The following is a 26,471-nucleotide window of genomic DNA, read 5'->3' as shown; positions in this document are numbered from 1 at the left end:
TCCGGGGTGTTTCCGGGACGCGTCCCGTGTTACGTGTCTTCCGTGACGAGACGGGTGAGGCGGATGCGGTTGATCTTGCCCAGTTCGGTGCGCACCTGCTCGCGCTCCTGCTCGGGCGAGTTCCCGATCCGGGACTTCACCGCGTCGCGCATCTGTTCCCCGGTGGCCCCGGTGGCGCAGATCAGGAAGACGTGTCCGAACCGCTCCTGGTAGGCCAGGTTCAGTTCGAGCATCTCGGCCTTGAGTTCCTCGGAGGCTCCGGCCATCCCCCGCTGTTCGCGGGAGGAGGTCGGGTCCCCGGGCTTCGGGCGGCCTATCGGCGGATGTCCGGCCATCGCTTCGGCCAGGTCCTCCGGGGTCAGCTCGGCCGTAGCGGTGTCACCGGCAAGGAGCAGGTCCTGCGGGGTGGCGTACGGGCGTCGGGAGAGGATCGCTCTTCCCCATGCCGCACTGGCGCACACCTCGTGCAAGGTGGTGATGGCCTCGTCGTCCGCCAGGGTGTTGAACCGGGCGAGGCCCGGCGTGGAGCTCGAAGTCACGGGAGCCTCCGTGGCTGTTTTCGCTGTGCGTCTCTTCGCGCCGCGTCGGTCGGGCTGCGGATAGCTAACGCCCTCCACAACACCACGTCAACACTTTGTTGAAATTACGCGAACGTAAAAGGCCGTCGCCCGTTCCTCCGGACGACGGCCCCGTGCGATCCCGCACCGCCTTTGTTCACCCACGGCCTCAACTACTCGGCTTTGGCGGCATTTTCCCTGTTCAGGTAGTTGTAGATGGTGAAGCGACTGACGCCCAGCGCACTCGCCACGGTCTCCACCCCGTGCCGCACCGAGAAGGCACCGCGTGCCTCCAGACTCCGCACCGCCTCCTGTTTGGTTCTGCGGTCCAGCTCGGCGAGCGGCTTGCCGTGCCGGCGCTCCATGGCGGCCAGGATGTGGCCGAGCGACTCCGAGAGCTGGGGCAGTCGCACGGCCATGACGTCCTCGCCCTCCCAGGACAGCACGACGTCGTCGGCGCGGGCCTGCTCCGGTACGAGCAGCTCCGCGCCCATGGCGTCGACGAGCGGTTTGACCGCGGCGACGAGCGGGTGATCGGCCGATTCGGTCACTTCGCGTCCTCCCCGATCACGTTGACCTGGAGCGACACCCGGGTGGCACCCGATGCCAGGGCTCTGCGCAGCAGGGCGTCCACCGCGGTGAGCACCTCGTCCGCGCCGCCCTCGGCCGTGTTGCCGAAGGGACCGACGTCCACCGCGTCCAGGTCGGCCGTCTGGATGACCTCGCGGGCCACGACCGCGTGGGCGGGCGCCTCGTCGAGATCGAAGGGCTCGGTGGTGAACTCCACTCTCAAGCGCACTGTGCCTCCCTCATGCGCGCTCCGCCTCGCTGCGGAACCCGCGGCTCGGGCCCGACCCTAACGGACCCGCGCCGGGGCCGGGCGACGGCGGTCCGCCCCGGTCGGCCCCGGCCCGGGGCGCCGCCCCCGTACGGCAGGACGCACACGGCGACCGGGGCCGCGAAGGCGCCCCCGGTGCGGGTCAGACCGCCGGTGCGGGCGTCGACCCGGAAGACCGTGACGGTGCTCGACCTCTGGTTGGCCGCGAAGAGCAGCCTCCCGTCGGGCGAGAGGGCGGTGTGCCGGGGGAAGTCGCCGCCGACCGGCACCGTGTCCAGCAGCCGCAGCACGGCCCCGCCATCCTCGACCGCGTAGCGCGCCAGGCTGTTGTGCCCCCGGTTGGCGAGGTAGGCGAACCGGCCGTCGGCGGTGACCAGGAACTGCGCCGGGTAGCTGGTGCCGGGGCCGGTCCCGGTGGACTGCGGGGCGCCCGGGGACAGGGTGCCGGTGGCCGGGTCGTAGCCGCAGACGACGGCGGTGTCGTCGAGTTCGCAGGCCAGGTAGGCGAAGCGGCCGCCGGGATGGAAGGCGAGGTGCCGGGGCCCGGACCCGGGGCGCAGCGACGCATGGGAGACCCGGGCGAGCGTGCCGCGTTCCTCGTCCAGCCGGTAGGTGTACACGGTGTCGTTGCCGAGGTCCACGGCGAGGACGTGGCCGCCGTCGGGGGTGGTGACGATCTGGTGGGCGTGCGGTCCGTCCTGGCCGGGGCCGGGCGGCGGCGCGTCGTGGGCGACCAGGTCCGTGCGCTCCCCCAGCGAGCCGTCGGCCCGGACGGGGTGCACCGCGACGCTGCCCGAGGTGTGGTTCGCGGTCAGCAGCCACCTGCCGGTGGGGTGGACGGAGAGGTGGGCGGGTCCCGCCCCGCCCGTGTCGCGCGTCCCCAGCACCCGGTGGGCGCCGTCGGGCGAGAGGGCCACGGCCGTCACCCGGCCCCGGTCCTGCTCGTCGACCGCGTAGACGGTGGCGCCCGAGGGGTGCWGGGCCAGGTACGAGGGGTCGGCCACGCCGGTGATCACGGGGCCCGCGGTGATCGCCCCGGTGCGGGGGTCACAGGTCGCGGTCCCGATGCCCGTGCCGCCGCCCCGGGCGGAGGTGTACGTGCCGAGCAGCAGGCGCGGGGCGGTGCGCGGGCGCGCGGCGGCGGCGCGCACCGGGTCCGGCGCGGGCTTCGGAGTACCGGCCGGGGCGGGGGCCATCGAGAGGGCGGCGCCGCCGATCAGCGCTCCGAGGACGGTGCGGCGGCTGGTGGCGTGGTTCATGCGGGACACCTCGCGTGGGGGTCGGTTGCGTCGGACGCACCGGCCACCCTGGCCCGCCCCGCACCCCCTCGGCAACCGGCCCGATCCCGCCACGCCCCGCGCGATCCGCGCGGAGGCGGCCGGACCGAATTCCGGGCACCCCCTTGACAGCCTCCACACCGCCGGGCAATCTTCCATCACGTAGAAACTAACTTCCGCAATACGGAAGGAGCGCCGAACCCTCATGGGCTACCCGGACCAGCGCTTCGATGTGAACCTTTCGATCCTCTTCACCGAGCTCCCGCTCCTGGAGCGCCCCGCGGCCGCCGCCGCGGCCGGCTTCACGGCGGTCGAGCTGTGGTGGCCCTGGATCGAGACCCCCACTCCGCCGCAGGCCGAGCTCGACGCCCTCAAGAAGGCGCTCGACGACGCCGGCACGCAGCTGGTGGGGCTGAACTTCTACGCCGGCCGGCTGCCCGGCCCCGACCGCGGCGCACTCTCCGTGCCCGGCACCGAGTCGGAGCGCTTCCGCGCCAACATCGAGGTGGCGGCCGACTTCGCCGCCTCGGTCGGCTGCAGGGCGCTCAACGCGCTCTACGGCAACCGGGTCGACGGCGTGGACCCGGCCGCGCAGGACGAACTCGCCCTGGAGAACCTGGTCATCGCCGCCCGCGCGGCCGACCGGATCGGGGCGGTGCTCCTGATCGAGACCCTCAACGCACCGGAGTCCCCGCGCTACCCCCTGGTGAGCGCACCGGCCGGGATCGAGGTCGTCGACCGGGTCAACGCGGCGACCGGCCTCGGCAACGCGAAGTTCCTCCTCGACCTGTACCACCTGTCGATGAACGGCGAGGACCTCGGCGAGGCCATCGCGCGGTACGCCGGGAGGACCGGCCACGTCCAGATCGCCGACAACCCGGGGCGCGGCGCGCCCGGCACCGGCTCGCTCCCGCTGGAACAGCTCCTCGACGAGCTGACGAAGGCCGGTTACGACGGCTGGGTCGGCCTGGAGTACAAGCCGGGCGACCGGCCGAGCGCCGAGGCCTTCGAGTGGCTCCCGGCCACCGCGCGGGCCGCCCGCTGAGGGCGGCCGCCCCTCTCGTACACACGCTTATTCGGAAGGCACCCTCATGAGCAGCAATCTCCCCAAGGTCGCGTGGATCGGACTCGGCATCATGGGCTCCCCCATGTCCGAGAACCTGATCAAGGCCGGGTACGACGTCACCGGGTACACCCTGGAGCGGGCGAAGGTCGACCGGCTGGTCGCGGCCGGCGGCACCGGCGCGGCCTCGGTCGCCGAGGCGGTGCGGGACGCCGACGTCGTCATCACGATGGTGCCCGCCTCCCCGCAGGTCGAGGCCGTCGCCTACGGCCCCGACGGCATCCTGGAGAACGCGCGGCCCGGCACCCTGCTGATCGACATGTCGTCGATCACCCCGCAGACCTCCGTGGACCTCGCGAGGAACGCGGAGGACAAGGGCATCCGGGTGCTCGACGCCCCGGTCTCCGGCGGCGAGGCCGGTGCGATCGAGGCGGTGCTGTCGATCATGGTCGGCGGCGAGCGGACCGACTTCGACCAGGCCGGACCGATCCTCCGGGCGCTCGGAAAGACCATCGTGCTGTGCGGTCCGCACGGTTCGGGCCAGACGGTGAAGGCCGCCAACCAGCTGATCGTCGCGGTCAACATCCAGGCGTGCGCCGAGGCCGTCGTCTTCCTGGAGAAGTCCGGGGTGGACCTCACCGCCGCGCTGGACGTCCTCAACGGCGGCCTGGCCGGCTCGACCGTCCTGACCCGCAAGAAGGACAACTTCCTCAAGCGGGACTTCGCGCCGGGCTTCCGGATCGACCTGCACCACAAGGACATGGGCATCGTCACGGACGCCGCCCGCAACGTCGGCGCCGCGCTGCCCGTCGGCGCCGTGGTCGCCCAGCTCGTCGCCTCGCTGCGCGCACAGGGCGACGGCGGCCTGGACCACTCGGCGCTGCTGCGCGCCGTCGAGCGCCTGTCGGGGCAGCCCGTCCAGGCCTGACCGGAAGGGGCCGCGAACCCGTCCGCCCGGACGCCCCGGGCCGGACACACTCCTCGCGGAACACCCCGTCCCCCTCGGCTTCCGGACGGCGTCGGCGCTGACACCTGTCCTGTCGCGCCCAGGCGCCGGCGCCGTCCGGAACACCTCGCAGCCAGATTCAACAAACTGTTGACGCCGGGTTCGGGGCGTACTTACGCTCCTGGAGCCTTGAGCCGTCTCAGTTCAGCAGTTCAGCAACTCAGCAGCTCCCGTACGGAAGGTCGCCCCGACACCATGACGCAGCGTGTGCTTACGACCGAGTCAGGCGCCCCGGTCGCCGACAACCAGAACTCCGCCACCGCAGGCGTCGGTGGCCCGATCCTCCTCCAGGACCAGCACCTGCTGGAGAAGCTGGCCCGCTTCAACCGGGAGCGCATCCCGGAGCGCGTGGTCCACGCCCGCGGCTCCGGCGCGTACGGCTACTTCGAGGTGACCGACGACGTCACCGCCTTCACCCGGGCCGACTTCCTCTCCGAGGTCGGCAGGCGCACCGAGACGTTCATCCGCTTCTCGACCGTCGCCGACTCGCTGGGCGGCGCGGACGCGGTGCGCGACCCGCGCGGCTTCGCCCTCAAGTTCTACACGGACGAGGGCAATTACGACCTGGTCGGCAACAACACCCCGGTGTTCTTCATCAAGGACCCGATCAAGTTCCCCGACTTCATCCACTCGCAGAAGCGCGACCCGTTCACGGGCCGTCAGGAGCCGGACAACGTCTGGGACTTCTGGGCCCACGCCCCCGAGGCGACGCACCAGGTCACCTGGCTGATGGGCGACCGCGGCATCCCCGCCTCGTACCGCCACATGAACGGTTACGGCTCGCACACCTACCAGTGGACGAACGCCGCGGGCGAGGCGTTCTTCGTCAAGTACCACTTCAAGACGAACCAGGGCGTGCGCTCGCTCTCCGCCGAGCAGGCCGCCGAGCTCGTGGGCAAGGACGCCAACTCGCACCAGACCGACCTGCTGCAGGCCATCGAGCGCGGGGTGCACCCGTCCTGGACGCTGTACGTGCAGGTCATGCCGGCCGCCGAGGCCGCGGACTACCGTTTCAACCCGTTCGACCTGACCAAGGTGTGGCCGCACGCCGACCACCCGCTCCAGCGGGTGGGCCGGCTGGTGCTGGACCGCAACCCGGACAACGTCTTCGCCGAGGTCGAGCAGGCCGCGTTCTCGCCCAACAACTTCGTGCCCGGCATCGGCCCCTCCCCGGACAAGATGCTCCAGGGCCGGCTGTTCGCCTACGCGGACGCGCACCGCTACCGGCTCGGCGTCAACCACACCCAGCTCCCGGTGAACGCGCCGCGCACCGCCGTCGTCGACAACTACGGCCGCGACGGCCTGCACGCCACCCGCAACGGCTCGCGCCACGACAAGAACTACGAGCCCAACTCGTACGCGGGCCCCGCCCAGACCGACGCGGCGCTCTCCGCCCCGCTCGCGATCCACGGCTGGACCGGCACCCACGCGGCGCCCGCCCACACCAAGGACGACGACTTCTTCCAGGCGGGCGAGCTGTACCGGCTCATGTCCGAGGACGAGAAGGGCCGTCTGGTCGCCAACATCGCGGGCGGGCTCTCCCAGGTGACCCGCGACGACGTGATCGAGAAGAACCTCGCCCACTTCCACGCCGCCGACGCCGACTACGGCCGGCGCGTGGAGGAGGCGGTCCGCGCCCTGCGCGAGGACTGACCCCCGGACCCTGCCCGTGCCGTGTACCCGGATGAGGGGTGGCACACCGCACGGGCAGGACGAGGCCGCGGCGGCGCGACGCCAGTGCGGTGGCGGAGGCCGGAGCGCCTCCCCGCCCCCCGACCTGAGGGGGGCGGGGGCGCACGGCCCGCTCGCCGCCGCCGCGGCCCCCGTCACCACCCCGGCCGGGGTGTGGCGCACGGAACCGTATCCGTGTGCCACACCCCGGCCGCTTTCGCGCGCCCTCCCCGTTTCCGTGCGGCCTCCCCTCTCCTTTCCGCGCGACCGGCCCGCTCCCGGTCCGTGCACGCACCCGGTCCGCGCACGGACCGGGGCCCCGCGGCATGCACCGGGGCCGCGTACGGACACCCGGGCCGGCCGCACGATGTCATGACCGCCCCGGCGCGGAGCCCCCGACGCCCCACGGAACGGATACGCCGTGGCCCCCGCCCCGGGATTCGGGGCGGGGGCCACGGGCCCTTCCTGTCGGTCCGTCAGGACACCGCGAGCGGGCGGATCGCGGTCGGCGCGTGGGACGGCTCCGTGGCGAGGTCCTCGAACTCGTTGACCGACGCGATGTCCGTACCGCTCATCGCGATGTTCGTGACGCGTTCCAGGATCGCCTCGACCACCACCGGGACCCGGAACTCGGCGGCCAGCTTCTTCGCCTCCTCGAAGGCGGGCAGCAGCCGGTCCGGCTCGGTGACGCGGATCGCCTTGCAGCCCAGGCCCTCGACGACCTTGACGTGGTCGACGCCGTAGACGCCCAACTCCGGGGAGTTGAGGTTCTCGAACTCCAGGTTGACCTGGAAGTCGATGTCGAAGTTGCGCTGCGCCTGGCGGATCAGGCCGAGGTACGAGTTGTTGACCAGGACGTGCACGTACGGGATGCGGTGCTGGGCGCCCACCGCCAGCTCCTCCAGCATGAACTGGAAGTCGTAGTCGCCCGAGAGCGCGACGACCGAGCCCTCGGGGTCCGCGGTGGCGACTCCGAGCGCGGCCGGGATGGTCCAGCCGAGGGGGCCGGCCTGGCCGCAGTTGATCCAGTGGCGCGGGCGGTAGACGTGGAGCATCTGGGCGCCCGCGATCTGGGAGAGGCCGATCGTGGTGACGTACCGGGTCTCCGGGCCGAATGCCCGGTTCATCTCCTCGTACACCCGCTGCGGCTTCAGCGGGACGTCGTCGAAGTGCGTACGCCGCTGGAGGCTCGCACGGCGCTCCTGCGTGGACGCGGCCCAGGCCGAGCGGTCCGGGAGCTTACCGGCCGCCTTCAGCTCGCGGGCGACCTCCACGAACAGTTCCAGCGCCGCCTTCGCGTCGGAGACGATGCCGAGGTCCGGGGCGAAGATCTTGCCGATCTGGGTGGGTGCGATGTCCACGTGCACGAACGTACGGCCCGCCGTGTAGACGTCGAGCTTGCCCGTGTGGCGGTTGGCCCAGCGGTTGCCGATGCCGAGGACGAAGTCGGACTCCAGGAAGTTCGCGTTGCCGTAGCGGTGCGAGGTCTGGAGGCCGACCATGCCGGCGTTCAGCTCGTGGTCGTCGGGGACGATGCCCCAGCCCATGAGGGTGGGAACGACCGGGACGCCGGTCAGTTCGGCGAACTCGACGAGGAGTTCCGCCGCGTCGGCGTTGATGATGCCGCCGCCCGCGACGAGCAGCGGGCGCTCGGAGGCGTTCAGCATCTCGATCGCGCGCTCGATCTGCTTGCGGGACGCGGCGGGCTTGTGCACCGGCAGCGGCTCGTACAGGTCGGGGTCGAACTCGAACTCGGTGAGCTGCACGTCGATCGGCAGGTCGATGAGGACCGGGCCGGGGCGGCCCGTACGCATCAGGTGGAACGCCTGCTGGAAGACGCCCGGGACCTGCGCGGCCTCCAGGACGGTGGTGGCGGCCTTGGTGACCGGGGCGGCGATCGAGGCGATGTCGACCGCCTGGAAGTCCTCCTTGTGAAGCACGGCGGTGGGGGCCTGGCCGGTGATGCAGAGGATCGGGATCGAGTCGGCGATGGCCGAGTAGAGGCCGGTGATCATGTCGGTGCCGGCCGGTCCCGACGTGCCGATGCAGACGCCGATGTTGCCCGGGCGGGCCCGGGTGTACCCCTCCGCCATGTGGGAGGCGCCCTCGACGTGCCGGGCGAGCGTGTGGTGAACCCCGCCGGAGGCCTTGAGGGCCGCGTAGAAGGGGTTGATCGCCGCGCCCGGCACGCCGAACGCGTTGCTGACGCCTTCACGCTTGAGGATCTCAACTGCCGCTCTGGCAGCGGTCATTCGAGGCATTGAGTGCTCCTGCCGGGATCTGGTGGATTCGGGCTCTGTCGCGCCACCTGAGAGCACCAATTCCGCATTACGGAAAATTGATTCTGTTATACGGAAGTAAATTTAAAGTGCGGTCCGGCGACCGTCAAGGGACGGCGCACCCGGCGGCCCGTGCGCCGGGACCTGCCCGCGAAATGCGTCAAGTCCCTCCCCGGCGCCCCGCTCCTGGTGAACCATGGGTGGGGAACGGAGTGGGCCCGCCGGCCGGCACCGGTGTGTTCCGGTGCCGGCCGGCCCGGCGCCCGTCGCGGGGCGGGCCCGAGGCCCGGAGGGAGACCATCGTGGAGTCGGTGCCGGTTCACTGCCCGGCCTGCGGCCGCGACCACGCGTACAGCGCCCCGGCCTACCCCTGCCCGTGCGGCACCCCGACCGCCCCGTCCCTGCTGCCCGGAGCCCCGGCCGTACCGGTCACCCACCGCACCTGGAACGACGACTGGGTGACGGTGCGCTGCCCCGGCTGCGGACGCCACGACCAGTGGCCGCGACCGGAGCTGTACTGCCCCTGCGGGGCGGTGCTGCGCATCCCGGTCCGGCCCGCGGCGCCCCCCGACGACGCGGCCCCGCCGTCCCACATCCCGCTGCCGCGCACGGCACCGGCGCCCCGGCCGGCGTTCCGGCCCGCGGCCGTCCACGGCGCGGACGACGCGGTCGCCACCGCGGCCCGGTACCTGCGGTGGCTGGGCTACCGGGACGTCGTGCGGGCGGCGCGCCCCTCCCCCGCGCGGATCGACCTGCGGGCCCCCGGACTGCTGGCCCGGGTCGACGCGTCGGCCCGCGCGACCGCCCTGCGCGACGTCGAGTGCCTCTGGCTGCACGCCCTCGGCGCGTCGGCCACCGGCGTGCTGTTCTCGGTCGCGGGCTACGCACCGGACGCCGGGGCGCGCGCGGACGGGCTGGGCGTGCCGCTGTTCACGATGGACGCGGCGGGTGGGCCCCGACCGGTCAACGGCCCGGCCGACGAGCTGCTCAGCACCGGGGCCCGGGCATTCCCCTCCGAGCCGGGCGACCCGGGGCGACATACTGTGCGCATGCGCATCCGTACCGCCCGCCGCTCCGATCTCCCGCTGCTCCAGGACATCGAGCGCGCCGCCGGCGAGCCGTTCCGCACGCTCGGCATGACCTCCGTCGCGGACGACGACCCGCCGCCCCTCGACCTGCTGGACGAATACCGCCGGGACGGCCGGGCCTGGGTGGCGGCGGACCCCGACGACCATCCGGTCGGCTATCTGATCGCCGATCCGGTCGACGGGGCGGCCCACATCGAGCAGGTCTCCGTGCATCCGTCCGTCGCCCGGCAGGGCCTGGGCGCCGCCCTCATCGCCCACCTCGACGGGTGGGCGGCCGGCCGGCAGCTGGACGCGCTCACCCTGACGACCTTCTCGCACGTCCCGTGGAACGCGCCGTACTACGCCCGGCTCGGCTTCCGCACGCTCGGCGAGGCGGAACTCACCGACGGACTGCGGAAGATCAGGGCGGAGGAGGCCGAACACGGCCTGGACCGCTGGCCACGGGTCTGCATGCGACGCGAGATCCCGCGCACCGCACGCCCGTAGAGCACGTTCCGGAAGCGGCGCCGTCCGCCCATGTCACCCCACCGGAACCAAACGACGACGGAGAGTGCGATCGGTCACGTTCGGGCCAGGGCGCCACAAATGTTCGGCCCGTGTCAGTGGCGGGCCCTAAAGTGGTGCCCATGGTTTTAACTGCACGGCACACCCCATCCACCGACAGACCGCGCGCGACCCGTTCGAAGCCCCGCTCCGCCGCCCAGGCGAACGAGGCGATACGGGCCTTCGTGGACGCCCGGGCCGGCCAGGACTGGTCCTCCGTGGAGTCCGCCGCCTACGAGGTACTGCTGATCGAATGGGCGGCCGCGACCCGGGGCGGTACCGGCGACATCATCGAGGCCGCCTGACCGCACCCGGGCCGGACCGGTCCTACCGGCCGTAGCCCTCCCGCAGTTCGATCTTCCGGACCTTCCCGCTGACCGTCATCGGGAAGGTCTCCAGGATCTGCAGCCGCCGCGGGATCTTGTAGTGGGCCAACTGCTCGCGGCAGTACTCCGTCACCTCGTCCAGGGTCGGCGGGTCCGCCGGGTCCTTCGGGATGACACAGGCCAGGACCTCCTCGCCGTAGGTGTCGTCGGGAATGCCCACCACCTGCACGTCCGCGATCTTCGGGTGGCGGTGCAGGAATTCCTCGATCTCCCGCGGATAGATGTTCTCGCCGCCCCGGATGATCATGTCCTTGATCCGGCCGACGATCTGCACGTAGCCGTCCTCCCGCATCACCGCGAGGTCGCCGGTGTGCATCCAGCGGCCCGCGTCGATCGCCTCCGCGGTGCGTTCGGGCTGTTCCCAGTAACCGAGCATCACGCTGTAGCCGCGGGTGCAGAGTTCGCCCGCCTCACCGCGTTCCAGCGTCACCCCGGTCACCGGGTCGACGACCTTGACCTCGATGTGCGGCATGACGCGACCGGTGGTCCCGGTGCGGCGCTCCAGGTCGTCGTCGCGGCGGGTCTGGGTGGAGACCGGCGAGGTCTCCGTCATGCCGTAGCAGATGGACACCTCCTCCATGTGCATCTCGGCGACGACCCGCTTCATCACCTCGACCGGGCAGGTCGATCCGGCCATGATGCCGGTGCGCAGCGAGGAGAGGTCGTACGAACCGAAGTCGGGGAGGTTCAGCTCCGCGATGAACATGGTGGGGACGCCGTAGAGCGAGGTGCAGCGTTCCTGCTGCACGGCGGCGAGGACGGCGGCGGCCTCGAAGGCGGGGGCCGGGATCACGATGCAGGCGCCGTGCGAGGTGGCACCGAGGTTGCCCATGACCATGCCGAAGCAGTGGTAGAAGGGCACCGGCAGGCAGACCCGGTCCTGCTCCGTGTAGGCGATCAACTCACCGACGAAATAACCGTTGTTGAGGATGTTGTGGTGGGAGAGCGTGGCCCCCTTGGGGAAGCCGGTCGTGCCCGAGGTGTACTGGATGTTGATCGGGTCGTCGCAGGACAGCTCGGCCTCGCGCGCGGCGAACTGCCCCGGCGTCACGGCCCCGGCGCCGGCCAGCAGTTCGTCCCAGCCCGGGTCACCGATGTAGTGCACGGCGCGCAGCGCGGGGCAGTCGGCGCGGACCTGGTCGACCAGGGCGCGGTAGTCGCTGGTGCGGTGCGAGAGCGAGGCGACCAGGAGCGAGATCCCGGCCTGGTTCAGCACGTACTCCAGCTCGTGCGCCCGGTACGCGGGGTTGATGTTGACCATGACGGCGCCGATGCGGGCGGTGGCGTACTGCACGAGCACCCACTCCGGGCAGTTGATCGCCCAGATCCCGACCCGGTCCCCCTTGGCCACGCCCGACGCCATGAGCGCGCGGGCCAGTTCGTCGACCGCGGCACCGAACTCGGCGTACGTCCAGCGCCGTCCCGACGGGACGTCCACCAGCGCCTCGCGTTCGCCGAACGCCTCGACCGCCCGGTCGAGGTTGCGTCCTATGGTGTCGCCGAGCAACGGTGTGGTGGCGGCGCCGTGCGCGTAGGAGAGCTCACTCATCGCAGGTTCCCCTCGTCGTACTCGGTGCCGGTGCCGGTGCCGCGGGCCGTGCGCTCGCGCAGTTCGATGCGGCGGATCTTGCCGGAGACGGTCTTGGGCAGTTCGGCGAACTCCAGCCTGCGGATGCGCTTGTACGGGGCGAGGACCGACCGGGAGTGCTCGAACAGCAGCTTCGCGGTGTCGGGGCCGGGCTCCCAGCCCTCCGCCAGGACGACATACGCCTTCGGGACGGCGAGCCGGACCGGGTCGGGGGCGGGGACGACCGCGGCCTCGGCGACCGCCTCGTGCTCCAGCAGCGCGCTCTCCAGCTCGAACGGCGAGATCTTGTAGTCGGACGCCTTGAAGACGTCGTCGGCGCGGCCGACGTAGGTGATGTAGCCGTCCTCGTCGCGGGAGCCGATGTCGCCGGTGCGGTAGTAGCCGCCGGCCATGGCCTCGGCGGTCCGGTCCGGGTCGCCGTGGTAGCCGGTCATCAGGCCCACCGGGCGGTCCGACAGGTCCAGGGAGATCTCGCCCTCCAGCGCGCCGGGCTCACCGGTGACCGGGTCCAGGAGCTCGACCCTGAAGCCGGGGCTGGGCCGTCCCATCGAACCGGCCTTGAGGAGCTGGCCGGGACTGTTGGCGACCTGCACGGCGGTCTCGGTCTGGCCGAAGCCGTCCCGGATGGTGACGCCCCAGATCCGCCGCACCGTCTCGATGACCTCCGGGTTCAGCGGTTCGCCGGCCGCGACGACCTCCCGCGGCGGGGTCTTCAGCTGGGAGAGGTCGGCCTGGATCAGCATCCGCCAGACGGTGGGCGGGGCGCAGAAGCTGGTGACGCCCGAGCGGTCCATCTCGGCCATCAGCCGGGCGGCGTCGAAGCGGGTGTAGTTGAAGATGAAGACGGTCGCCTCGGCGCTCCAGGGCGCAAAGAGGTTGGACCAGGCGTGCTTGGCCCAGCCCGGTGAGGAGATGTTGAGGTGGACGTCCCCGGGCTTGAGGCCGATCCAGTACATCGTCGCCAGGTGGCCCACGGGGTAGGAGACATGGGTGTGCTCGACGAGCTTGGGGCTGGCGGTCGTGCCGGAGGTGAAGTACAGCATCAGCGGCTCGTCGGCGTCGGTCTCCCGGTCCGCCTCGAAGGTGTCCGGCTGCTCGTCGGCACCGGTGTACGACAGCCAGCCGGGCACCTCCGCGCCGACGGAGATCCGGGTGTAGTCGCCGGGCACCTCGTCGAACTTGGCGGTGTCGGCGTCCCGCACCAGGACGTGCCGGACCCGGCCGCGCTCCACCCGGTCGCGCAGGTCGACCGGGCCCAGCAGCGGGGTGGCGGGGATGACGACGGCGCGCAGCTTCATCGCGGCGAGGGCGGTCTCCCACAGCTCGACCTGGTTGCCGAGCATGACGAGGATGCGGTCCCCGGCCCGTACGCCCCGGGCGCGCAGCCAGTTCGCGGCCCGGTTGGAGCGGGCGGACATCTGTGCGAAGGACACCTCGGTGCGGTCGCCGTCCTCCTCCACGATGTGCAGGGCGGTGCGGTCGTTGTCCTCGGCGATGACGTCGAACCAGTCGAGCGCCCAGTTGAAGTGATCGCTGCGGGGCCAGCGGAAGCCCTCGTAGGCCGCGAGGTAGTCCTCGCGATGCCGCAGCAGAAAGTCCCGGGCGGCCCGGAACGTCTCCGTCGCACTGGTTGCCGACATGTGCCCTCCTCATTGCGGACCGGACCGGTCACTTAACATCATGTAAACAGTGACCCAGGTCTCACCACCCCCGAACGGGGGTGCAGCGAGGGGTGGCCGATCCCCCGGACCGGGCAGGGAGGCGTCAGCGTGCCGGAATCCGTCGATGCGGTCGAGATGCAAGCCGCGCTGCTGCGGCTGCGCCGGACCAGCGGACTGCCCGTGGCCTTCGGCGGACTGCTCGCCGATGCCCGCCACGCCCGCATCGCCGAGCTGAACGGGGCGCAGACCGCCGCCCTGCGCGGGCTCGTCATCTCGGCGGGCAGCGGGCTCGGCGGCAAGGCGATAGCCCTGTCCCGGCCGTGCGCGGTGACCGACTACCACTCCTCGCGCCACATCAGCCACGAGTACGACCTGGCCGTCGCGGCGGAGGGCCTGCGCTCGGTGGTCGCGGTGCCCGTCGTCGTACGACGCAGGGTGCGCGGGGTGCTGTACGGGGCGCTGCGCGAGCCGATCACGCTCGGGGACCGCACGTTCGACGCGGCGGTGTCCGCCGCCCGGGACGTGGAGCAGGCCCTGGTCGTGCGGGACGAGGTGCAGCAGCTGCTGGCCACGACCCGGGAGCAGGTGACGGACCCGAGGGCGGCCCCGGAGGCGTGGGAGGACGTCCGCGAGGCGCACCGCGAGCTGCGTTCCCTGGTCCCCAAGGTCGTCGACCCGGCCCTGCGCGAGGAGCTGCTGTCGGTGTGCGGGCGGCTCGCGTCGGCGGCGGGGGCTCGGACGCCGGAGCCCTGCGGGGTGCGGCTGGCGCCGCGCGAGGTGGACGTGCTGGCCTGTGTGGCGTCGGGGGCGACGAACGCGGCGGCGGCGAAGCGGCTCGGGCTGCGGCCGGAGACGGTCAAGGGGTATCTGCGTTCGGCGATGCGCAAGCTGGGGGCGCACACCCGGCTGGAGGCGGTGGTGGCGGCCCGGCGTGCGGGGCTGCTGCCCTGATCCGGCCCGGGGCGTTCTCCGTGCCGGGCCCGCCGCCCGCCGTCCTCACCCGAAGTCGACGAAGGCCGCGAACCTGATGTCGTATCCGTGTGCTTCGTGCGTGCCGGCGGCGCCCGGTGCGGGCAGGGCGGTGAGCATCCGCACGGCCTCCTCCGTGACGGCGTCGCGGCCGGCGCGGCCGAGGTCGTCGAACGGCTGCACGGTGAGGGTGACCGGTCCGGATCCGGACTCCGGGCCGGTGGCGGCGTCCCGTCGCCAGATCGCCGCGAGGAAGCCGTCGACCAGCACCGAGCCGTAGGTCTGGTTGCCCTTCCCGTTGCGTCCCCGGTACTGGGGCGGGATCACGCGCGTGCGGTCCGCGTGGCCGAGCAGCACGTTGTCGAACTCGGGCAGGAAGCGGGGCGGGGCGGGGGTGTCCTCGGCCGGGCGCGGGGCATCCGGCAGGTCGAAGAGTTCGGTCCCGTTCCCGTCCCGGAAGGTGATCAGCCGCGGCCGCAGCCGTTCGAAGACCTCGCGCAGCCGGGTCAGCCCGGCCCAGCTCTGCATGTCCTGGACGGAGGCGGGCCCGAAGGCCCCCAGGTAGCGCAGGACCAGGTCGTCCGGGGAGGGGACCCGTTCCGGGGCGCCGTCGAGCCAGTGCCCGAGGGTGGTCAGCGCGACCCCGCCGCTCCTGCCCCACACCCCGCGCGGCGTGACCTGGACCAGCGGCAGCAGGCAGCGGGCGGCCGACCCCAGGGCCCGCGGGTCGGCGTCGGGCCATTCGGCCGCCAGCGCCTCGCGGATCTCCTTGGGCGTGCGGGGCCGCTCCTCGACGAGTTCCCGGGCGAGTGCCCCGAGCCGGTCCCGGTCCACCCCGACGAGCCCCTTGCGGAACAGGTTGAGCTCCCGGTCGCGGGCCGGCTGGACGAACGGGCGCAGGGTGAGCGCGTCGGCGGCGGTGTGCAGGTGGATGGTGGACCGCAGGGTGACCATGCGGACCGCCTCGCGGGACTCCAGCAGCCCGGCGAGCTCGGCCGGCTCGAAGCCGTCGAGGCGGGCGAGGAGCTGGTGGTAGGGCGGTCTGACGTTCTGCGCCTGGAGGCCGACCAGGTGCTCCACGGCGTCCTTCGCCGGCATCGCGGTGCGGCGCAGCAGCAGCTGGCGCTCCAGCGTGGCGCGGTTCAGCGCACGGGCGGACAGCACCGCGGGCGCGGCGGGCCCCTTCCCCGCAGTGGGGTTCTTCCCCGCGGCGGGACGCTTCGGGGCGGGGCTCTTCGAGGCGATGGGCTTCTTCGGAGCGGCGGGCTTCTTCGGGGTGATGGGCTTCTTCGGGGCGGCCATGAGCGGCACGGTACGCACCCTTGCGGACAGCTTCGGTCCTCATCGGGGAACGCGCGGCAATTCGTGTGACCCGCCATGCCGTCCGGCGGCGGGATCCGGGATCGCGGGGGCGTCGCCCCCATCATGGGGCGGTGATCAGCGTTCTGTTCGCCGTCCTGACCGCGTTCAGCAACGGAGCCGCCTCCGTGCTGCAGCGCCGGGCCGCCCGTACCGTCCCCGACAGCGCCGCGATGCACCTGTCGTTGATCGGGCAGTTGCTGCGCCGGCCGGTCTGGCTCGCCGGGATCGGCCTGGTGATCGTCGCGGCCGTCTGTCAGGCCGTGGCACTGGCCACCGGTCCGATCGCCGTGGTCCAGCCGATCTTCGTGATCGAACTGCCGGCCACGCTGCTGATGGCCGGGTTCGTCATGCGGGTCCGGCTGTCGCGGTCCCTCTGGTACGGGGTGGCCGCGGTGACCTGCGGGCTGGCCCTGGGCATGGCCTCCGCGGCGCCCGAGGGCGGCAGCGCGACCGTGCACGGGGCCGCGTGGGTTCCGGCGCTGATCCTGACCGGGGTCTTCGAGGCCGTGCTGATCGGTGCGGCCCTGGGGGCCTGCGGCAACGCCCGGGGCGCGTTGCTCGGCCTCGCCGCCGCCTGCGGCTACGCCCTGACCGCGGCACTCATGAAGGACGCCATGGCGCAACTGGAAGGGGGCGGTGGAGCAGCGGCCCTCCTCACGTCCTGGCAGCTGTACGCGACCGCCCTGGCCGGGCTGGGGGCGCTGTTCCTGCTCCAGAACGCCCTCCAGGCGGGCACCCTGGTCGCGGTCCAGCCGATGCTGACGCTCGGTGACGCGCTGATCAGCATCCTGTACGGGGTGACGTTGTTCGGCGAGGAGCTGCGCACCGGCTGGTGGCTGCTGCCCGAACTGCTCGCGCTCGCCCTGATCGCCGCGGGCTGCGTGGGGCTGTCCCGCTCCCCACTGGCGTCCGGCAGCGCTCCTCCGCCCCCGCGCCGGCTCCGCTGAACGGGGCCGGTACCGCGGGCGCGCCCGCCCGGGCGGGCCACGACCGATTGTTGCGATCGGGTCGCGCGCCCCGGTCGACCAGGGCTATTCTCCGGTCGAGCCATGTGTGGCGAACGGGCGAGGGGCCCGGTTCTTTCTTGGGGGTTGGTGTGGTTTCTGGTCGCGTCGTGCGGTTCGACGGAGCTCGGGGATACGGGTTCATCGCACCCGATCACGGTGGTGAGGATGTCTTTCTCCATGTGAACGACATGTTGATCCCCGAGTCCTATGTACATACGGGCACGGCTGTCGAGTTCGAGATCGAGGACGGCGACCGCGGGCTGAAGGCCTCGTCGGTCCGGCTCGCCGAGGGGGCGGACGGAAAACCCGTGACGCCGCCGAGGCCCGCGGTGGTCTCCGGGGCGTCGGACGACGACGCCCTGTGCGACGTGCTCAGTGCGGCCGAGTTCACGCGGGACGTCACCGACGTCCTGCTGGAGTCGGCGCCGACGCTGACGGGGTCCCAGATCCTGCAGATCCGGCGCGGGTTGCTGCAGTTCGCGAAGAACCGCGGCTGGACCGAGGGCTGATCCCGGACAACGCACGCGGGCAGCAGGGCCGACGCCCCGCGACCGGACCCCTCGGGTCGTCCCGGTCCGCGGGGCGTCGCCCCGTCCGCGCCGACCCGCCTCCTACACCGGTCCGCCGCCACCGCGGGGCGCGCCCAGTTGTCCGTCCCTCACCTCCCGCACCACGAGCGGGGTGCCGAGCACCTGGTGTCCGCCACTGGCCAGCATGCGGACCTCGCCCCGGTCGCTGATCTCCGCGCGCACGATCCCGGTCTCGTCCTCGTAGACCGGGTATCCGCCCGCCCCCGACTGCGCGGTGCGCCAGACGGTCACCGTGTCGTCCTCCACCGCGGACGCCTGAAACACCAGCTGGTAGCTCTCCGGGTAATCCATGGCGGTCTCCCGTGACGGGTGGGGCAGGGCGTCTTCCGCCTGTACCTTCCATGGTCCCCCCGTCCGGCCCGTCACGCCCGAGCAGCGGCCTCGCGCCCCGGCCACTTATCCTGAACCCGTACGGGCGGTTCGACGACATTCGGGCACACACCGCACGAAGGCCCCCTTTGTCCCGAGTCGTATGCGTCGCGTGCACGGCATGCACGGCATGTGCGACCGGGATCCCCGAGGATCGGGAAGGGACACACCATGAATGATGCCGACAGGGGAGATGACGTCTACCAGCCCCAGCAGCCGGAGGCCTCGGACCCCATGGAACAACTCGACGTCGAGGACACCCTGGACGACCGGGGTCTGACCGACGCGCTCGACGAGGGCTATTCCCCGCCCGAGCGCCCCTGGGCGGTGGAGGACCTGGGCACCACCGCCGCCGAGCAGCACACCGGTGAGTCGCTGGAGAGCCGGCTGGCCAGGGAACTGCCCGACACCGCCGGGGCCGACGGCGACGGGGACGGCATGGGGGACCTGTCCGACGGCGACGGCGAGCCGTGGGACGGCGAGGTCGGCACGGTGCGCGCCGGCCGGCTCACCCGGCAGTTGGACATCGACGAGCCGGACACCCTGGCGGCCGAGGACGTCGGCATCGACGGGGCCGGGGCCTCGGCCGAGGAAGCGGCCATGCACGTGGTGTCGGACGGTTAGTACCGCCCCGCGCGCCTTCGGACATCGTGGTCCTCACCAGCAGACGGAAGCCGTTCCTCAGGGGCTTTCGTCCGGATCGGTCCGGGGCACGCGGGCCCGGCGCGATCCGGACGGGAGGCCCGGGGCCGGACCGCGAGGAGAGGACACAACCCATGGCCGTGTACGAGGACGCCGTCCGGCGCTACTTCACCGCCTGGAACGCCGCCACGCCCGAGGGCCTGGAGAAGGCCGTCGCGGCGGCTTTCACCGAGGAGGCCACCTACACCGACCCGTTGGCCGACGTGCGCGGCCACGACGGGCTCGCGGCCGCGATCAGCGGCGTCCACCAGCAGTTCCCCGGTTTCGAGTTCCGGCTGACCGGCGCCCACGACGGGCACCACGACATCGTGCGCTTCAGCTGGGACCTGGTCTCCACCGCCGACGGCTCGGCGCCCGTCGCCGGATCGGACGTGATCGCCCTCGCCGACGACGGGCGCATCGCCTCGGTCAGCGGCTTCCTCGACCGCGTCCCCGGGGCCTGAGCACCGGGCGGCCCGCCGCGCCTCCCCGCCACCCGGTCACCGCTTCGTCGCGGGCGGCCGGACCGCCCGCGACGACGACGCGCGGGCCTGGGCGGGGAGCGCGGCGAGGCCGGGGGCCTGCTCCAGCGGGCGGTCGGTGAAGAATCGGGCCGCGAGGTCCGCGACGTCGTCCGGCCGCTCCAGGACGACCCAGTGGTCGGACTCCTCGATCGTGACGAACCGGCTGCCCTCGATCGTGGCCGCGAAGGCGCGCTGCCGTTCGGGCGAGGTCACCGTGTCGTGCTCGCCGGCGAAGACGAGGGTCGGTACGCCCGTCAGCCCGCCGGAGAAGTCCGGCCGGTGCTCCAGCGCCCGGTGCAGGGACCGCGCGGCGTGCGGGGAATGGTTCAGGGCGTGCAGGAACGAGCGCCGCACATAGCGCCGCGCCAGTTCGCCCCGGTGGACCCGGCGTTCCGGGTCCTGGCACATCAGCACCCCGGCGGCCAGGGCGGCGAGCCCTTCCAGGTCGCCGGTCCCCAGTCGGCCCACGGCGCGGCTCCACCGGTCGCGCTGGTCGTCGGTGATGTGGGACGGCACCCCGCCGAGGACCAGCCGGGCGACGCGGCCGGGATCGCGCCGGGCGCAGCCGAAGGCGATCGCCGTGCCGTAGGAGAACCCGAAGATGTTGACCTTCGGCACGCCGAGGTCGTCGATGATCCCGGCGACGGCGGCGCACAGGACTTCGTTGCCGGTGTCGGCCGGCATGGGGTCGGCGTCCCCCATGCCGGGCAGGTCGGCGGTGACGACGGAGGCGAGCGGACCCAGGTGGTCGTCCATCTGCGGCCAGCCGTGCATCCCCTGGAGCGCGCCGCCGAGCACGATGACCGGCTCGGTGCGCGGGGCGGGCTGCCGCAGGACCCGGTAGCCGTAGCGCAGTCCGTCCACCGACAGGGTCCGGATGATCTCGTCGGCCATGGTGGCTCCGTGTCTCTGGGGTTTCCGGTCAGGGCCTGGTGAGGACGAGCGCGGCATTGTGTCCGCCGAAGCCGAGCGAGGTCTTGACGGCCGCGTCGAACGTTCCCCGCCGGGCCTCCTTGCTCACCACGTCGACGGGGATGCCGGGGTCGGGGGCGTCGAGGTTCACGGTGGGCGGGACGAGTTGGTGCTGGAGCGCCAGCGCGGTCAGCGCGGTCTCGATGCCACCGGCCGCCCCGAGCGTGTGCCCGGTCATCGCCTTCGTCGAGGTGACCAGGGGGTGTTCGCCGACGACCCGGCGCAGCATCGTCGCCTCGATGAGGTCGTTGGAGACGGTCGAGGTGCCGTGGGCGTTGACGTGTCCGATGTCCCGGGCGTCGATCCCGGCGTCCGCGAGCGCGGTGCGCAGCGCCCGTTCGATGCCCCGGCCCCCGGGGTCGGGGGCCACGGCGGAGTAGGCGTCGCAGGCGGCCCCGTAACCGGCGATGTGCGCGCGGACGGTGGCGCCGCGGGCCCGGGCGTGCTCCGGCCGCTCCATCACGAGGAGTCCGGCGCCCTCCCCGACGACGAAGCCGTCGCGGTGGATGTCGAAGGGGCGGCAGGCGGCCCCGGGGTCCTCGCGCCGGGTGGAGACGGCCTTCAGCTGGCAGGCGCTGGCGATCAGCAGCCGGGAGCAGACCGATTCGGCGCCGCCCGCGACGACGACGTCGCAGGCCCCGGTACGGAGCATCTGGTGGGCGGTGCCGATGGCGACGGTGCCGGAGGAGCACGCGGTGGAGACGGCCTGGCTCGGGCCGAGGGCGCCCAGGTCGGTGGCGACGCTGCTGGCCGCGCCGTTGACGACGGTGAGCGGGGCGAGTTTCGGGGAGACCCGGCGGGCGCCGCGTTCGGTGAGGATCGTGTGCTGTTCGTCGTAGAAGGGCAGTCCGCCGTGCGCGGAGCCGATGACGACGGCGACCCGTCCGCCGTCCCAGAGCAGGGGGTCGAGTCCGGCGTCGGCGACGGCCTCGCGGGCCGCGATGACGGCCAGTTGCGAGAAGCGGTCCATCAGCCGCGCGGTGGCCACCCCGAGCCGGGTCCGGGGGTCGAGGCCGGTGATGGTGTACATGAAGTCGCAGGGCAGGCCGTGGAGTTCGGGCCGGTGCAGGACCGAGGGCGGGTCCGACGCCCCGGTGACGGCCTTCCAGGTGGCCCCGGTGCCGGTGCCCGCCGCGGTGACCAGGCCGATCCCGGTGACGGCGGCGGCGAACGGCTCGGGGCGGTACGGGCGGCCCGTCACGCGACGATCCTGCGGTGCACCGCGTCGACGAGCCGTTCGACGGTGTCCCGGGAGGTCAGGTGCACATCGTCCAGGTCGACGCCCAGCCGGTCCTCGATGAGCAGCCGGAGCTCCTCCAGCGCGAGGGAGTCGAGCCTGAGGTGACGCAGCGACACCTCGGGCCGGATGGCGAGGGGGTCGGTCCCGAAGTTCGCCACCAGCAAGTCGTTGATCTCTTCTGCCGTGCTCATGCGGCGCTCCTGCGCTCTCGTACGCGGTGACGCCCTGCCGCGTGAGGGGTGAGTGCCATCGAGGGACGCCGGCCGGTCCGGAGAAACCCTTTATACGCCTTCGCGAAGAAGAAACCGGTCCGCGTTCCCCCGTACGACGTTGGGGCGACCGGGTGTACGAATCCGGTGGCCCGCACCGTCCGTCCGGCGCGTCGGCACCCGTACCGCCCGGTGCGCCGGCGCCCGCGGACCGGGACGAAAGCCCCTCCCCTTCCACCGCACTTCGCCCGTACACTCCGCGATCATGACGATCGATATGAATCGGACCGACGGTCCCGCGCTCTTCGCCACGATGTCCACCATGCGCGCGATGCGCCGCCTGAAGCCGGAGCCGGTGCCGGACGAGACGCTGGAGCAGCTGATACAGGCGGCCGTCTGGGGTCCCAGCGGCGGCAACATGCAGTGTTACGAGTACGTGGTGGTGACCGACCGTGAGGTGATGGCCCGTCTCGCGCCGCTGTGGAAGCGGTGCGTGGACGCCTATCTGGCGACGACCGGGAAGTACGCGCCGAAGGGCATGGACGAGGCGGCGTACGGCCGGATGGTCGCCGCGATCGAGTACCAGCGCGACCACTTCGCCGACACCCCGGCGCTGATCGTGCCCTGCTACCGCTTCCCGGAGCCCCGCCTGGACGAGGAGGGGCTGCTGGCCTCCGCGCGGGCGCTCGGCCCGGCCGCGACCGAGCGCATGGCGCACACCCAGACGCGTTTCCAGGCGCTCGCCGAGGGCTCCTGCGTCTACCCCGGCGTGCAGAACCTCCTGCTCGCCGCGCGGGCCCTGGGGCTCGCCGCGAACATCACCATCTGGCACCTGATGCTGGAGCAGGAGTGGAAGGAGGCGCTCGGCATCCCCGAGGACATGCACACCTACGCCGCCGTCCCGGTCGGATGGCCGCAGGGCAACTTCGGCCCGGTCCGGCGCCGTCCGGTGGCGGACGTCATCCACCGCGACCGCTGGTAGAACGACTTCACCGCCCCGCTCCATCCCTGCCCGGCAACCGTCACCCGGTTGCCGGGCAGGTCATCGGGCATCCCTGAACACTGCTCAACTCCATTGGAGTGAAAGGGAGTTCGACACACCGTCAGATGATTGTCATGCCCTTAACAGATGGATAGTCTGAGCGGGCTTCGCGGCCCCTCGGCCCACCCCACTCGGGCCCGGGGGCCATTCTTCTCCCCCCACCCACCGAGCAGGAGCAGGTATGCCCCGACGCCCCGCCGCCCTCACCACGGGCCGCGCATCCGTCCTCGCGGCCCTCACCGCCACCGTCCTGACCGCGACCGGCACCCCGGCCCTCGCCGCCCCGGGCGACGACCACCCGATGGACCGGGCGTTCGCACGGGCCGCCGCGGAGTTCGACGTACCCCGTGATCTGCTCGCGGCCGTCGGCTACGGCGAGACCCGCCTCGACGGCCACTCGGGACGCCCCAGCCAGGCCAACGGCTACGGCGTGATGCACCTGGTGAGCAACCCCACCAACCAGTCGCTGGAACGGGCCGCCGCCCTCACCGGCGAACCCCTCTCCGAGCTGCGCACCGACACCGGGGCCAACATCATGGGCGGCGCGGCGGTGCTGCGCGCCCACGCGGACAAGCTCGGCCTCGACGCCCGGGACCGCGACGACATCGACGCCTGGTACCCGGTCGTCGCCCGGTACAGCGGCTCGCAGGGACCCCTCGCCGCCCTGTACGCCGACACCGTCTACACCTTCCTGGCCGACGGGCTCGACGCCGTCGTGCCCGGGGGCGAGCGGATCTCGGTGACGGGCCGTCCGGTCGCCCCGCAGAAGGGCTCGGTCTCCGCCGCCGACGTGAGCACCCGGAGCACCGACTACCCGTCGGCGCTGTGGGCCGCGGCCCACACGAACAACTACACCAAGGGCCGCACGGCGAAGATCGACAAGGTCGTCATCCACGTCACGCAGGGCTCGTACGCGGGCTCGATCAGCTGGTTCCAGAACCCGACGTCGGAGGTCAGCGCCCACTACGTGGTGCGGTCCTCCGACGGCCAGATCACCCAGACCGTGCGCGACAGCGACACCGCGTACCACGCCCGGAGCGCCAACGCCTCGTCGCTCGGCATCGAGCACGAGGGCTTCATCGACGACCCGTCCTGGTTCACGGACACGATGTACCGCTCGTCGGCGGCCCTGACCAAGCACCTGTGCGACCGGTACGGCATCCCGAAGGACCGGGCGCACATCCTCGGGCACAAGGAAGTACCGGGCAACGACCACACCGACCCGGGCCCGTACTGGGACTGGAACCGCTACATGGAGCTGGTCGGCGGGGACAACGGCGGCGGCACCAGCGACGGGCTGAGCTTCACCTCGTACGCGACCCAGCAGAGCGGCTCGACGGGCGCCCAGGTCAAGGCCGTCCAGCAGCTGCTGAACGAGCAGGGGCAGAACGCGGGCGCGGTGGACGGCAGCTTCGGGCCGACCACCAAGAGCGCGGTGACCGCCTACCAGAAGGCGCGCGGTCTGACGGCCGACGGGATCGTGGGGGCCAGGACCTGGACCGCGCTGCTGTCGGCCGGCTCCGCGACGTCCCTCCAGGAGGGCTCGTCGGGCGACGCGGTGAAGCGGCTCCAGCGTTCGCTGACCGCGGCGCTCGGCTCGACGGTCGCCGTCGACGGCAGCTTCGGACCGGCGACGACGACCGCGGTGCGCAGCTACCAGACGAGCCGGGGCCTGACGGCCGACGGTCTCGTGGGGGCCAAGACCTGGGCGGCGCTGCAGGCCGGGCGCTGACGGACTCCTCCCCCGGACACCCCACGGGCGGGGCGGCGCGGCACGGACCCGCGGCGCCCCGCCCGTCCCCGTTCGCCCGTCGGCCCGTCACTCGGACGGCGGGCCGGCGGGGCACCGCCCGCGGGACGTCGGACACACGCAATGTCCGGGCAACCTTCCGGAAACCCTTGACGTTTCTCCTGACTCGTTCTTAACCTCACTGCGTAGTTCGTACTTCTTGCAGTTCACGTGCTGCGGCGCTTTCCGCAGTGTTTTGACAGGCACAGACACAGACCACCTGTCGGTGGTTTCGTCATGCCTGTTTTTTTGTGCTCCCCGTGCCGCCGATGGGTCTTCCCCGAAGGCGGATTCATGGCACAACGTCCGAGCGTCAAGGGCGTCGGCGACGTCGTTGCGCTCATCGATGGGCTGGGCAAGATCACCGGCCGGGCGCAGGTCATCTGGTTCCTCGTGTTCGGCGGGCTGTTCCTCGACGCCTACTCGAACGCCGCGCTGAGCGCCGGTCTGGGGCCGATGACGACCCAGATGGAGCTGACCAGCACCCAGGTGTCGATCCTCACGGCCACCGCTCCGGCCCTGGCGATCATCTTCAACCCGGTGGGCGGCTGGCTCGCCACCCGGATCGGCCGCGTCCCCCCGCTGCTCATCGCCAAGGTGTTCGCCATCGCGGGGGCCCTGCTGGCCGCCTTCGCCGGTGACTTCACCGTCGTCTGGCTCGGCCGGGTCCTGGTGGGTGTCGCGTACGGCATCGACTTCGCCGTCGCCATGGCGCTGCTCGCCGAGTACACCCCCGCGAAGCTGGGCGGCCGGCTGAACCTGTGGCAGGCCGTCTGGTACGTCGCCACCACCAGCAACCTCGCGCTCGCCCTGGTCTTCTTCAACCTGGACGTCGGCGCGGACATCTGGCGCTGGTCGGTCGGCTCGGCCGCGGTCGTCGCCGGGGTCCTGCTGGTGGGCCAGTGGCTGATGCTCAAGGAGAGCCCCACCTGGCTGGCGAGCAAGGGCCGGCTGGACGAGGCCGTCGCCAACCTGGACCGGATCTACGGCATCCGGGCCGTCGCCGGCCGGCCGGACGAGGTGACCCGGGCCGCGACCGAGGCGCCCGCCATCGGCTTCCGCCAGGCCGGGCTGCTCTTCAAGGGCGACTACCTGCCCCGGACGATCCTCTCCTCGGTCATCTCGCTCGGCCAGTCGATGCAGTACTTCGCGGTCGGCTGGTACCTCCCGCTGATCAGCCTGACGATCTTCGGCGAGAGCTTCGAGAAGGCCACGATCGGCTCGATGGTCTTCAACGCCTTCGGCATCGCGGGCGGTCTGCTCTCCGCGTACTTCGGCCGCCGGCTCGGGCTGCGGCTCAGCTCCGCCGCCGGGTTCGCCGGGGTCTTCGTGGCGCTGCTCGCGATGGGGCTGACCTTCGAGAAGGTGCCCACGGCCGTGGCGTTCCTGCTGCCGGTGCTGTTCATCCTCTGCCACTCCGCGGGCCCCGGCGCCAACGGCAAGTCCATCGCCGCGCTCTCGTACAGCAGTGACGTCCGTGCGCTCGGCACCGGGGTCACCGGGATGGTCGGCAGTTTCGGCAGCGTCGTCGGGCTGTACGTCTTCCCGCAGATCAAGGACTCCCTCGGGCTGGCCGACACCTTCCTGGTGCTCTCCGTCGTGCCGCTGCTCGGCCTGATCACCTGCCTGGCGATCAAGTGGGACCCCACGAAGGCCGCCTCCCCCGACGAGGTCGCCGCACGGGCCGGATCGACGGAATCCGCGGCGCCCGCCACCGCGCGCTGACCGGCCGCCGGACCCGTCGCACCCCACGATGGTCC

Annotated in this window: 25 protein-coding genes and 1 pseudogene; 14 read left to right on the top strand and 12 right to left on the bottom strand. The window is 72.3% G+C overall.

What is annotated here, in order from left to right:
* Nucleotides 1-29: 29 nt before the first annotated feature.
* The 4 genes from uraD to EAO76_RS35270 form a co-directional block, all read right to left on the bottom strand.
* Entirely contained in the window at nt 30-539 is a 510-nt protein-coding gene (gene uraD / locus EAO76_RS35285; RefSeq protein ID WP_148840149.1) for a 2-oxo-4-hydroxy-4-carboxy-5-ureidoimidazoline decarboxylase, read from the bottom strand.
* Nucleotides 540-730: 191 nt separating this feature from the next.
* Nucleotides 731-1,108 (bottom strand): helix-turn-helix domain-containing protein, encoded by a 378-nt coding sequence (locus tag EAO76_RS35280; RefSeq protein WP_148840148.1) that lies wholly within the window; start codon nt 1,106-1,108, stop codon nt 731-733.
* The gene (locus EAO76_RS35275; protein ID WP_148840147.1) at nt 1,105-1,356 is read right to left on the bottom strand and encodes a hypothetical protein; all 252 of its coding nucleotides are present in this window, start codon (nt 1,354-1,356) and stop codon (nt 1,105-1,107) included. Before EAO76_RS35275 ends, EAO76_RS35280 begins: the two co-directional genes overlap by 4 nt.
* A complete protein-coding gene (locus tag EAO76_RS35270; protein ID WP_148840146.1) occupies nt 1,347-2,654 on the bottom strand; it encodes a lactonase family protein in 1,308 nt (435 codons plus the stop codon). The genes EAO76_RS35275 and EAO76_RS35270 overlap by 10 nt, the downstream gene beginning before the upstream one ends.
* 223 nt (nt 2,655-2,877) lie before the next feature.
* Here EAO76_RS35270 and EAO76_RS35265 point away from each other — a divergent pair, with 223 nt between their 5' ends.
* The 3 genes from EAO76_RS35265 (at nt 2,878) to EAO76_RS35255 (ending at nt 6,394) form a co-directional block, all read left to right on the top strand.
* Nucleotides 2,878-3,717, top strand: a complete 840-nt coding sequence (locus EAO76_RS35265; protein WP_148840145.1) for a TIM barrel protein — start codon at nt 2,878-2,880, stop codon at nt 3,715-3,717.
* Nucleotides 3,718-3,763: 46 nt separating this feature from the next.
* Entirely contained in the window at nt 3,764-4,663 is a 900-nt protein-coding gene (locus EAO76_RS35260) for a 2-hydroxy-3-oxopropionate reductase (protein WP_148840144.1), read from the top strand.
* Between the two features lie 273 nt (nt 4,664-4,936).
* Nucleotides 4,937-6,394, top strand: a complete 1,458-nt coding sequence (locus tag EAO76_RS35255) for a catalase (protein WP_148840143.1) — start codon at nt 4,937-4,939, stop codon at nt 6,392-6,394.
* A 494-nt stretch (nt 6,395-6,888) separates the two neighbouring features.
* Here EAO76_RS35255 and gcl read toward each other — a convergent pair whose 3' ends face one another.
* A complete protein-coding gene (gene gcl, locus EAO76_RS35250) occupies nt 6,889-8,664 on the bottom strand; it encodes a glyoxylate carboligase (protein WP_148840142.1) in 1,776 nt (591 codons plus the stop codon).
* 329 nt (nt 8,665-8,993) lie between these two features.
* On the opposite strand from gcl, the pseudogene EAO76_RS35245 reads away from it, so the two are divergent.
* From EAO76_RS35245 to EAO76_RS35235, 3 genes and pseudogenes are all read left to right on the top strand, one after another.
* Nucleotides 8,994-9,692 (top strand): annotated as a pseudogene (locus EAO76_RS35245) (hypothetical protein); the annotation flags it as partial.
* A gap of 48 nt (nt 9,693-9,740) precedes the next feature.
* Nucleotides 9,741-10,265 (top strand): GNAT family N-acetyltransferase, encoded by a 525-nt coding sequence (locus EAO76_RS35240; protein WP_148840489.1) that lies wholly within the window; start codon nt 9,741-9,743, stop codon nt 10,263-10,265.
* A gap of 140 nt (nt 10,266-10,405) precedes the next feature.
* On the top strand, nt 10,406-10,627 hold the full coding sequence (locus tag EAO76_RS35235; protein WP_148840141.1) for a hypothetical protein: 222 nt from the start codon (nt 10,406-10,408) through the stop codon (nt 10,625-10,627).
* A 22-nt stretch (nt 10,628-10,649) separates the two neighbouring features.
* On the opposite strand, the gene EAO76_RS35230 is transcribed toward EAO76_RS35235, so the two are convergent.
* Together EAO76_RS35230 and EAO76_RS35225 are read right to left on the bottom strand one after the other, a co-directional pair.
* Nucleotides 10,650-12,257: an AMP-binding protein gene (locus tag EAO76_RS35230; protein WP_148840140.1), complete on the bottom strand. Its 1,608-nt coding sequence runs from the start codon at nt 12,255-12,257 to the stop codon at nt 10,650-10,652.
* A complete protein-coding gene (locus EAO76_RS35225) occupies nt 12,254-13,936 on the bottom strand; it encodes an AMP-binding protein (protein ID WP_148840139.1) in 1,683 nt (560 codons plus the stop codon). Before EAO76_RS35225 ends, EAO76_RS35230 begins: the two co-directional genes overlap by 4 nt.
* A gap of 129 nt (nt 13,937-14,065) precedes the next feature.
* Between EAO76_RS35225 and EAO76_RS35220 the strand changes: the two genes are divergently transcribed.
* A complete protein-coding gene (locus tag EAO76_RS35220) occupies nt 14,066-14,908 on the top strand; it encodes a helix-turn-helix transcriptional regulator (RefSeq protein WP_187438886.1) in 843 nt (280 codons plus the stop codon).
* A gap of 45 nt (nt 14,909-14,953) precedes the next feature.
* Here EAO76_RS35220 and EAO76_RS35215 read toward each other — a convergent pair whose 3' ends face one another.
* Nucleotides 14,954-16,228, bottom strand: coding sequence for a winged helix DNA-binding domain-containing protein (locus EAO76_RS35215; protein WP_148840138.1), 1,275 nt, complete (start codon nt 16,226-16,228; stop codon nt 14,954-14,956).
* A gap of 131 nt (nt 16,229-16,359) precedes the next feature.
* On the opposite strand from EAO76_RS35215, the gene EAO76_RS35210 reads away from it, so the two are divergent.
* Together EAO76_RS35210 and EAO76_RS35205 are read left to right on the top strand one after the other, a co-directional pair.
* A complete protein-coding gene (locus EAO76_RS35210; RefSeq protein WP_148840137.1) occupies nt 16,360-17,235 on the top strand; it encodes a DMT family transporter in 876 nt (291 codons plus the stop codon).
* Between the two features lie 149 nt (nt 17,236-17,384).
* Nucleotides 17,385-17,804 (top strand): cold-shock protein, encoded by a 420-nt coding sequence (locus EAO76_RS35205; RefSeq protein WP_148840136.1) that lies wholly within the window; start codon nt 17,385-17,387, stop codon nt 17,802-17,804.
* A 102-nt stretch (nt 17,805-17,906) separates the two neighbouring features.
* Here the strand turns inward: EAO76_RS35205 and EAO76_RS35200 are convergent, their stop codons facing one another.
* Nucleotides 17,907-18,176: a DUF6296 family protein gene (locus EAO76_RS35200; protein WP_148840135.1), complete on the bottom strand. Its 270-nt coding sequence runs from the start codon at nt 18,174-18,176 to the stop codon at nt 17,907-17,909.
* Between the two features lie 249 nt (nt 18,177-18,425).
* Between EAO76_RS35200 and EAO76_RS35195 the strand changes: the two genes are divergently transcribed.
* Together EAO76_RS35195 and EAO76_RS35190 are read left to right on the top strand one after the other, a co-directional pair.
* Nucleotides 18,426-18,878, top strand: a complete 453-nt coding sequence (locus EAO76_RS35195; protein ID WP_148840134.1) for a DUF5709 domain-containing protein — start codon at nt 18,426-18,428, stop codon at nt 18,876-18,878.
* Between the two features lie 152 nt (nt 18,879-19,030).
* Nucleotides 19,031-19,399, top strand: a complete 369-nt coding sequence (locus EAO76_RS35190) for a nuclear transport factor 2 family protein (RefSeq protein WP_148840133.1) — start codon at nt 19,031-19,033, stop codon at nt 19,397-19,399.
* Nucleotides 19,400-19,435: 36 nt separating this feature from the next.
* On the opposite strand, the gene EAO76_RS35185 is transcribed toward EAO76_RS35190, so the two are convergent.
* Genes EAO76_RS35185 through EAO76_RS35175 form a run of 3 tightly spaced genes read right to left on the bottom strand, consistent with a single transcriptional unit; the run spans nt 19,436 to nt 21,862 of the window.
* Nucleotides 19,436-20,353 (bottom strand): alpha/beta fold hydrolase, encoded by a 918-nt coding sequence (locus tag EAO76_RS35185; RefSeq protein WP_148840132.1) that lies wholly within the window; start codon nt 20,351-20,353, stop codon nt 19,436-19,438.
* Between the two features lie 28 nt (nt 20,354-20,381).
* Nucleotides 20,382-21,632, bottom strand: a complete 1,251-nt coding sequence (locus EAO76_RS35180; protein WP_148840131.1) for a beta-ketoacyl synthase — start codon at nt 21,630-21,632, stop codon at nt 20,382-20,384.
* Nucleotides 21,629-21,862 (bottom strand): acyl carrier protein, encoded by a 234-nt coding sequence (locus tag EAO76_RS35175; protein ID WP_148840130.1) that lies wholly within the window; start codon nt 21,860-21,862, stop codon nt 21,629-21,631. The genes EAO76_RS35180 and EAO76_RS35175 overlap by 4 nt, the downstream gene beginning before the upstream one ends.
* A 283-nt stretch (nt 21,863-22,145) precedes the next feature.
* Between EAO76_RS35175 and EAO76_RS35170 the strand changes: the two genes are divergently transcribed.
* From EAO76_RS35170 to EAO76_RS35160, 3 genes are all read left to right on the top strand, one after another.
* Nucleotides 22,146-22,862 (top strand): nitroreductase family protein, encoded by a 717-nt coding sequence (locus EAO76_RS35170; protein ID WP_148840129.1) that lies wholly within the window; start codon nt 22,146-22,148, stop codon nt 22,860-22,862.
* A 241-nt stretch (nt 22,863-23,103) separates the two neighbouring features.
* Nucleotides 23,104-24,654, top strand: a complete 1,551-nt coding sequence (locus EAO76_RS35165) for an N-acetylmuramoyl-L-alanine amidase (RefSeq protein WP_148840128.1) — start codon at nt 23,104-23,106, stop codon at nt 24,652-24,654.
* A gap of 351 nt (nt 24,655-25,005) precedes the next feature.
* On the top strand, nt 25,006-26,436 hold the full coding sequence (locus EAO76_RS35160; protein WP_148840127.1) for an MFS transporter: 1,431 nt from the start codon (nt 25,006-25,008) through the stop codon (nt 26,434-26,436).
* Nucleotides 26,437-26,471 lie beyond the last annotated feature (35 nt).

Origin of the sequence: Streptomyces sp. sk2.1, from assembly GCF_008120935.1 — a bacterium.
Classification (GTDB): Bacteria; Actinomycetota; Actinomycetes; order Streptomycetales; family Streptomycetaceae; genus Streptomyces.
Note: the sequence above shows the minus strand (reverse complement) of the source record. Positions and strands in the feature narration are given on the sequence as shown.